We start from the raw sequence: 8,335 nt of genomic DNA on the forward strand, positions 1-8,335 counted from the left end.
GTGCTGTACTTCGCCGCCGCCGGGCTCTCGCTCCTGTTCGATCGCCGCAAGGCGAAACGCACCGCCGCCTTCCTGGCGTCCGAGGCCAGCGCGTGAGCGAACCCGGGCCCGCCGAACGATATGCGCGAGCACGGGAGGATCAGCGACATCCGATCACGGCCGCGTTCGCGGCATCCCAGAAGTTCACTCTCGACCCCTTTCAGATCGCCGGATGCCACGCCCTGGAGGACGGCGGCAGTGTGCTGGTCGCAGCGCCCACAGGTGCGGGCAAGACGATCGTGGGGGAGTTCGCGATCCATCTGGCGATGCGCGAATCCGCCGCCGATCCGCACCCGCCCAAGGCGTTCTACACGACCCCGATGAAGGCCCTGTCGAACCAGAAGTTCCGCGAGCTCGTCGAGGTGTACGGCGCGGACCAGGTCGGCCTGCTCACCGGCGACACGAACATCAACGGCAACGCGCGAGTGGTCGTCATGACGACCGAGGTGCTGCGCAACATGCTGTACGCGGGATCGTCGGCGCTGAAGGGCCTGCGCTACGTGGTGATGGATGAGGTGCACTACCTCGCCGACCGCTTCCGCGGCGCGGTGTGGGAAGAGGTCATCATCCACCTGCCCGCGGACGTGCGCCTGATCTCCCTCTCCGCCACCGTCTCCAACGCCGAGGAATTCGGCGACTGGCTCGACACGGTCCGCGGCGACACCGAGGTGATCGTCTCCGAGATCCGCCCCGTGCCCCTCGAGCAGCATGTGCTCGTGCGTGGCGACCTGCTGCCGCTGTTCGACGACCGCGCCGGCATCGCCACCGCGCAGGTCAACCAGGAGCTCATGCGCATCCGGTCGTTCAAGGGAGCGAACTTCGAGAACAACCGGCGCACCCAGGCGATGCGCAGCGCCGCGAACCGAAACGGCGGCTACGAGGCCGCTCGGCACCGCCCGAACAAGGGCGGCACCCGCCCGGTGCGCTCGGCGAACGTGCAGCGCATCGAGCGGCTCGACCGCCCGGATGTCGTCAAGCTCCTGGAGCGCGCCAACCTCCTGCCGGCCATCTTCTTCATCTTCAGTCGCGTGGGGTGCGACGCCGCCGTGCAGCAGGTGCGGCGGTCCGGCATCCGACTCACCACCCCCGAGGAGCGCACCGAGATCCGCGCGGTCGTCGAAGAGCGCACCAGGGCCCTGCTTGACGAGGACCTCGCGGTGCTCGGCTACTTCGAGTGGCTGGACAACCTCGAGCGCGGCGTCGCGGCCCACCATGCCGGCCTCCTCCCGGCCTTCAAGGAGGTCGTCGAGGAGCTCTTCCGACGCAAACTCGTCAAGGCCGTCTTCGCGACCGAGACCCTCGCGCTCGGCATCAACATGCCGGCCCGCACCGTCGTGCTCGAGAAGCTGGAGAAGTTCAACGGCGAGGCGCGCGTCGCGATCACGTCGGGGGAGTACACCCAGATCACCGGACGCGCCGGACGGCGCGGGATCGACGTCGAGGGCCATGCGGTCATCCAGTGGACCGAGGGGCTGGATCCGCAGGCCGTCGCAGCACTCGCCTCGCGCCGCACCTATCCGTTGAACTCGAGCTTCCGGCCCACCTACAACATGGCCGTTAACCTCATCGACCAGTTCGGCCGGCCGAAGGCGCGCGAGATCCTCGAGTCGTCGTTCGCGCAGTTCCAGGCCGACCGTGCGGTGGTGGGTCTCGCCCGCCAGGTGCGCGAGCAGGAGGCCTCGCTGGAGGGCTATCGCACCGCGATGACCTGCGACCGCGGCGACTTCACCGATTACGCGGAGATCCGGCGCGACTTGAGCGACCTCGAGAAGCTCCACCGCAAAGACGCGAACGCGTCACGGGGCACCCGCGAGAAGCGCCAGAGCGAGATCGCCTCGCTGCGCCGGCGCATGCAGCGCCATGCCTGCCATCAGTGCCCCGACCGGGAGCAGCACGCCCGTTGGGCCGAGCGATACTGGCGGCTGCACCGCACCGTCGAGGGGCTGCGTCGCCAGATCGACAACCGCACCGGCACCGTGGCCCGGATCTTCGACCGCGTCGTCGACGTGCTCGACGAGTTGGCGTACGTCGAGTTGAAGGACGACGGGACCACGTCGCTCACCTCAGCCGGGCGGATCATGCGCCGCATCTACGGCGAGCGCGATCTGCTCGTGGCGGAGTCGCTGCGGCAGGGTCTGTGGAACGGGCTGGATGCCGCGTCCCTCGCCGCCCTCGCCTGCAGCCTCGTGTACGAACCCCGTCGCGACGACGCCGGTCCGACGGAGCACGGACTTCCGCGCGGTGCGTTCCGCGCCGCCCTCGGCCAGACGCAGGAGCTGTGGCAGCACCTCGACGACCTGGAGCGGGCACACAGCCTCCCCGGCACTGAGCCGATCGCCGCGGGTCTGGCCGGCGCGATGCACTCGTGGGCGCGCGGAATGGCGCTCGACCGCGTGCTGATCGAGGCGGACATGGCCGCCGGCGACTTCGTGCGCTGGACGAAGCAGACGATCGACCTCCTCGACCAGCTCTCGCTCGTGGCCGACGCCCCGCTCGCAACGGTGGCGCGGAAGGCGCTGGACGCCGTCCGCCGGGGCATCGTCTCGTATTCGTCCGTCTAGGGTTGATCCGTGCCCGAGCCCGTCGCCTCCGCGCGCCGACCCGACATCGGCGGCCCCGCGGCCCTGCTGCCGCTCTGGGCCGCGCTGCTCGTCTCGGCCGCGGGCGGGCTGGTGCTGACGACCGCCTTCCCGGCACTGGGCTGGTGGCCGACCGTGTTCGTCGCCGTCCCGATGGCGCTCATGGCCCTCATCGGCCGTCGGACGTGGAGCGCGCTGCTCGTGGGATTCGCGTTCGGTGCGGCCTTCTACCTCGTGAACGTCTCGTTCACCGCCCGGTACCTGGGGCCGGTGCCGTGGCTCGCGCTGTCGATGCTCGAGGCCGTCATCACGGCGGTGTTCGCCATACCGATCACGCTCGCCTACCGCTGGCTGCCGCGCGCGATCCCCGGGCGCTGGGCGCGCCTCATCCTGCTGCCGATGCTGGTCGCCGGGCTCTGGACGATGCGCGAGCAGGTGGTGGGCTCCTGGCCCTACGGTGGCTTCCCCTGGGGGCGCGTCGGCGTGACGCAGTCGACGAGCATCCTCGGCCACCTCGCGTCGTGGGTCGGGATCTCGGGCCTGACCTTCCTTATCGTGCTGTGCTGTGCTGCCGCGATCGAGTTCGTGCGGCTGCGCCAGTTCCGCAGCATCCGGTACGCCATCCCCACGATCGTCTTCGCGCTGCTCCTCCTGCTCGTGCCGCAGTTCCCGACCACGGATGCCGGCACCATCCGCGTCGGCGCGGTGCAGGGCAACGGACCGGCCGGCTACTTCGACGAGCGCGCGCCGCACGCCGTGCTGGACGCCCAGCTGGAGGCGACCAAGCCCCTCGTCGGACAGGAAATGGATGTGCTGCTGTGGCCCGAAGGCGGGATCGACTCCGACCCGACGACCGATGCCAGGACCGCGGCGGTGCTCGACGACCTCGCCCGGCGGATCAACGCACCGCTGCTCGTGAGCGCGGTCACCACCCGGGGCGAGGAGTACTTCAATTCATCGCTGCTGTGGGAGCAGGGTGCCGCCAATCCGACGCAGACCTATGACAAGTGGCATCCGGTGCCGTTCGGGGAGTACGTCCCTGATCGCTGGTTCTACAATCTGCTCGCCCCCGACCTCATCGGTCTGATCGGTCGCGGCTACACCCCAGGCAGCTCGTCGCCGTTCTTCGACATCGACGGCACCGGCGTGGGACTCGCGATCTGCTTCGACGTCATCTACGACGACGTCATCTGGACCGGGGCGCGCGACGGCGCCGAGGTCTACATGTTCCAGACGAACAACGCCGACTTCCGCGGCACCGACGAGAATCTGCAGCAGCTGGCGTTCGCGCGGATGCGCGCCCTCGAGACCGGCCGAGCAGTGGTGAACCTGTCGACGGTCGGCACGAGCCAGGTGATCTCACCGGACGGCACGACGATCGACGGCCTCCCGGCGGACACCGCCGGTCAGATGCTCACGACGGTGCCGCTGCGCACCGGGCTGACGCCCGCTGTGGTCATCGGGCAGGCGCTGCAGGCGCTGCTCTGCTGGGGAAGCCTCGTCGCGATCAGCGCGCTCGGCGTCTTCGCCTGGATCCGGCGTCGCAACACGAAGACGGCGCCCGCTCCCGAAGGAACAGGCGCCGTCGAAGTCGGCTGACGGGCGTCAGGCGCTGATCTTGTCGACCTTCTGAGCACTGACGTCCTCGCCGGCGCCACGGCGCGCCCGGACGTAGGCGAGGCGCTCTTCGAGGAGCTCCTCGAGCTCGGGAAGCGTGCGTCGCTCCAGCAGCATGTCCCAGTGACTGCGGGCGACCTTGTCGCCGCTGTGGTCGACTGTCGCCGTGCCTTCGCCGATGCGCAGCAGAGACTCGGCGCCGCAGACGCGGCATTCCCAAGCGTCGGGCACTTCGGCGTCGGCCGCGAAGGTCATGGTGGTGTCACGCCCGCACGCCGTGCAGGTGTAGGTGTGCTGTGCGCGTTCATGGAACACGACGCCCTCTTCGCTCTGTAAGCTCTGGGCGCCGAGTCGGATGCCGCGAAGACTGCGGTCTGCCATTGTGGGGTCCTCTCGTCGCTTCTCAGGTATAACGAAGCGACCTGGGCATCTCATCCGAAGTAGGCGATGGACGGCGGCATTCACAGTGGATGCACAGGGCCGAGCTGTGCCCGTTTCCTGCTATGAAACGTCAGCGCAGGGCGGCGAGCGCGACGTCCGCCCGATCGGTCACGACACCATCGACACCCATCGCCACGAGGCGCTTCATGTCCACCGGATCATTGACCGTCCACACGTGGACCTCGACGTCGGCGCGGTGGGTCAGGTCGATGAATCTCGGGGTCACGATCCGCACACGGCCGTGCCGCTCGGGCACCTGGACCGCGTCGATTCCGGCGAGCGCGCGCCGCACCATCCGCTCCGATCGCATCGACACAGCGCCGAGCAGACGGGCGATCGTGGAAGTCCCAGGCGACGTGGCGGGACGGATGCCGGGAGCCGCCGCAGCGGCCGCGTCGAGCGCCGCGCGGCGGCGGTCGTCCGAGAAGCTCGTGACGAGCACGCGAGCGCCGTGCTCCGCCACCTCGCGGCCCACGGGCACGGCGGCGGCAGACGCCTTGACGTCGAGATTGAAGCGCAGCAGGGGGAAGGTGTCGAGGGCCTGCGCGAGGGTGATCAGGCCGCCATGGCCGGCCATGATGCCTTCCAACTCGCGGACCGTCACCTGGTCGACGCGACGCAAATCACCGGTCACGCGGGAGAGATCGTCGTCGTGGAAGAGCACCACGGCACCGTCGCGGGTCAGGTGGCAGTCCGACTCGACATAAGTCGCCCCGGCGGCTTCCGCGGCCGCGACGGCTGCGAAGGAGTTCTCGGCGACGCCGTGGGACTTGCCCTCCGCCGTCACAAGGCCACGGTGCGCGAGCACCCGCGGTGTCGCGGCGCGCGCGAACCAGGGGTGCGTCACGACTGGTCGGTGGGAGCGGGTGACGGCGCCGGCGGGATCGCGGCATCCGTCCGTCGTGCCATGTCGTTGACCGAGCCGGCGAAGGCGCCGCTCATGCCCTTGAGTGCGTCGGTGAACTCGCTCGGGATGATCCAGAGCTTGCTGGAGGCGCTCTCGGCGATCTTCGGCAGGGTCAACAGGTACTGGTAGGCCAGGAGCTTCTCGTCGGGATTGCCGGCGTGGATCGCCTGGAAGACGGTGGCGATGGCCTCGGCCTCGCCCTGCGCGCGCAGCACGGCAGCCTGCTTGTCGCCCTCGGCCCGCAGGATCTCGCCCTGGCGGTGGCCTTCGGCTTCGAGGATCGCGGACTGCTTCGTGCCCTCGGCGGTGAGGATGAGCGCGCGGCGGTCGCGCTCGGCCCGCATCTGCTTCTCCATCGAATCCTGGATCGAGTGCGGCGGATCGATCGCCTTCAGCTCGACGCGACCGACCCGGACACCCCATTTGCCGGTGGCCTCATCGAGTACGACACGGAGCTGGCCGTTGATGTTGTCTCGGCTCGTCAGCGCCTCTTCGAGGTTGAGACTGCCCACCACGTTGCGGAGCGTAGTGGTGGTGAGCTGCTCGACCGCACCCAGGTAGTTGGCGATCTCGTAGGTCGCGGCGCGCGCATCGGTGACCTGGAAGTAGACCACGGTGTCGATGGAGACGACCAGGTTGTCCTCGGTGATCACCGGCTGCGGCGGGAAGGACACCACCTGCTCGCGCATGTCGATGAGCGGCCGGACCCGGTCGATGAAGGGCACCAGGAGGTTCAAGCCGGGCATAAGGGTCTTGTGATACCGGCCGAGGCGCTCCACGACCCCCGCGCTCGCCTGCGGGATGATCCGGATGGAGCGGACGATGATCACCAGCACGAAGACGAAGACCGTGATCGCGAGGATCCAGCCGATCGCGGTGGGAACGATCTGCCCGACATTCATGAATTGGACTCCTCGGATTCGGGCCGGACGAACGCGGTCGCGCCGTCGATGCGAGAGACCCGGATCGGCGTGCCGGGGTCGAGCGTCCGCAGGGCTTCGGACCGTGCGGTCCAGATGTCGCCGTTCGTCAGCTTGACCTGCCCGCCGTCGGGGGAGACGGTCGATACGACGCGACCGGCGAGGCCGATGAGCGCCGCGACATTCGAGGGCGTCGGATCCTCGCCGCGCTGCAGCCGGCGCAGGAGCGGGGGCCGCAGGATGAGCACCAGCACTGCGGCGACCACGGCCGCGACCACCGCCTGCAGCCACAACGGAGCGCCGAGCAGATCGGCGACGAGCCCCGCGACGCTGCCGATGCCGAGCATCAGGAAGGTGAACGTGAGCGTGAGCATCTCGATCACCAGGAACGCAAGGATCAGGACGACCCATGCGATCCATGACCAGTCCTCGATCGTCTGGATGAGCTCCACGATGTGCCTCCTGGCTTGAACTTATCACGCGTGGTGGGCCCTGGATCCGGGCCGAGAAGGGGCTGCTTGGTAGGGTCGAGTGGCGCCACGCGATCCCGCGCGGCGGGCGCGGAACCTCCGCCCACAGTCGCCCCGCAACACCCTGGAGTACCCGTGTCCGAATCCCTCGTTCCCCTGGCCCCCGGATCGCTCAGCGGCAAGACCGCGCTCGTCACCGGCTCCTCGCGCGGCATCGGCGCCGATACCGCGCGGTACTTCGCACAGGCCGGCGCCGACGTCGTGATCAACTACCGCAACAAGGCGCCCCGCGCCGAGAAGCTCGGCGCGGAGCTGCGCGAGCTCGGCGTGCAGGCGCTCGTCATCGGAGCCGATCTCACCGACCCCGAGTCGGTCAAGGCGATGTTCGACGAGGTCGAGCGCACCTACGGCGGCCTGGACATCCTCGTCCTCAACGCGTCCGGCGGCATGGAGTCCGGCATGGCCGAGGACTATGCGCTGCTGCTCAACCGCGACGCCCAGGTGAACGTGCTCGAGGCGGCCGGCCCGCTGCTGCGCGAGGGCTCGCGGGTCGTGTTCGTCACGAGCCACCAGGCGCATTTCATCCGCACAACGCCGACCATGCCCGAATACCTGCCGGTGGCGCTGTCCAAGCGCGCCGGCGAAGACGCCCTGCGCGAGCGGATTCCCGGCCTCACCGGCCGCGGCGTGGGCTTCGTCGTCGTCTCCGGCGACATGATCGAAGGCACCATCACCGCGACCCTGCTCGAGCGCGCGAACCCGGGCGCGATCGCCACGCGGCGCGAAGAGGCCGGAAAGCTCTACAACGTCGGCGAATTCGCCGCCGAGGTCGCGCGTGCCGCGCTCGACCCCGTGCCCGCCGACAACACCCGTCTGGTCGGCGACACCGGCTCGTTCGCCGCGGAGTGAGTCATGCGCGCTGAGGACATCAAAACCCTCATCTCGGTCGGACGGCCCGAGATCGCACCGGACGGCTCGTTCGCCGTGTTCGCATGCTCGCGACCGGACGTGGCCGCCAACCGCGCCGTGGGTCAGCTGTGGCGTGTCGAGCTGCCGGCTGGCGCTCCGCGCCGGCTCACGAGAGGAATCTCGGACTCCGCGCCCCGGTTGTCGCCCGACGGCACCCGCCTCGCCTTCCTGCGGGGCGACGGCAAGGACAAGAGCCAGGTCTTCGTCGTGGACGCCGGGGGAGGGGAGCCGGTGCAGGCCACCGACGCCCCGCTCGGGGTCAGCGAATTCGCGTGGTCACCGGACGGCGCCGCGATCGGCTTCATCGCGCGCGTCGCCGAGCGCGGGCGGTACGGATCCGTCGAGGGCCTCGATGCCTCGGCCGAGGCACCGCGACGGATCACCGCGGTGCGC

The 8,335-nt window shown here is 69.5% G+C and carries 8 protein-coding genes; 4 read left to right on the forward strand and 4 right to left on the reverse strand.

From position 1 onward, the window contains the following. Positions 1–92 precede the first annotated feature (92 nt). On the forward strand, positions 93–2,600 hold the full coding sequence (locus AC1DVT_RS15540) for a DEAD/DEAH box helicase (RefSeq protein WP_457098732.1): 2,508 nt from the start codon (positions 93–95) through the stop codon (positions 2,598–2,600). 9 nt (positions 2,601–2,609) lie between these two features. Further along, on the forward strand, positions 2,610–4,217 hold the full coding sequence (lnt, locus tag AC1DVT_RS15545) for an apolipoprotein N-acyltransferase (protein ID WP_457098731.1): 1,608 nt from the start codon (positions 2,610–2,612) through the stop codon (positions 4,215–4,217). Between the two features lie 6 nt (positions 4,218–4,223). Here lnt and AC1DVT_RS15550 read toward each other — a convergent pair whose 3' ends face one another. The 4 genes from AC1DVT_RS15550 to AC1DVT_RS15565 all read right to left on the reverse strand — a co-directional run bounded on the left by AC1DVT_RS15550 (position 4,224) and on the right by AC1DVT_RS15565 (position 6,955). Beyond that, complete coding sequence (locus AC1DVT_RS15550; RefSeq protein WP_457098730.1) at positions 4,224–4,616, reverse strand: RNA polymerase-binding protein RbpA; 393 nt, start codon at positions 4,614–4,616, stop codon at positions 4,224–4,226. A 130-nt stretch (positions 4,617–4,746) separates the two neighbouring features. After that, positions 4,747–5,523, reverse strand: a complete 777-nt coding sequence (locus AC1DVT_RS15555) for a glycerophosphodiester phosphodiesterase family protein (protein WP_477389911.1) — start codon at positions 5,521–5,523, stop codon at positions 4,747–4,749. Further along, positions 5,520–6,485 (reverse strand): SPFH domain-containing protein, encoded by a 966-nt coding sequence (locus AC1DVT_RS15560; protein ID WP_477389912.1) that lies wholly within the window; start codon positions 6,483–6,485, stop codon positions 5,520–5,522. Before AC1DVT_RS15560 ends, AC1DVT_RS15555 begins: the two co-directional genes overlap by 4 nt. Next, a complete protein-coding gene (locus AC1DVT_RS15565) occupies positions 6,482–6,955 on the reverse strand; it encodes an NfeD family protein (protein WP_457098727.1) in 474 nt (157 codons plus the stop codon). The genes AC1DVT_RS15560 and AC1DVT_RS15565 overlap by 4 nt, the downstream gene beginning before the upstream one ends. Before the next feature lie 153 nt (positions 6,956–7,108). On the opposite strand from AC1DVT_RS15565, the gene AC1DVT_RS15570 reads away from it, so the two are divergent. Further along, on the forward strand, positions 7,109–7,882 hold the full coding sequence (locus tag AC1DVT_RS15570) for an SDR family oxidoreductase (protein WP_477389913.1): 774 nt from the start codon (positions 7,109–7,111) through the stop codon (positions 7,880–7,882). A gap of 3 nt (positions 7,883–7,885) precedes the next feature. Beyond that, positions 7,886–8,335 (forward strand): TolB family protein (locus AC1DVT_RS15575; protein WP_477389914.1); only part of this gene is annotated, 450 nt, incomplete at its 3' end.

The organism is Microbacterium sp. P2_F9, assembly GCF_056403635.1.

Bases quoted from the DNA above. Each gene is read 5' to 3' on its own strand.
- AC1DVT_RS15560 (WP_477389912.1), bottom strand. From the start codon at position 6,485: ATGAATGTCGGGCAGATCGTTCCCACCGCGATCGGCTGGATCCTCGCG.
- AC1DVT_RS15550 (WP_457098730.1), bottom strand. From the start codon at position 4,616: ATGGCAGACCGCAGTCTTCGCGGCATCCGACTCGGCGCCCAGAGCTTA.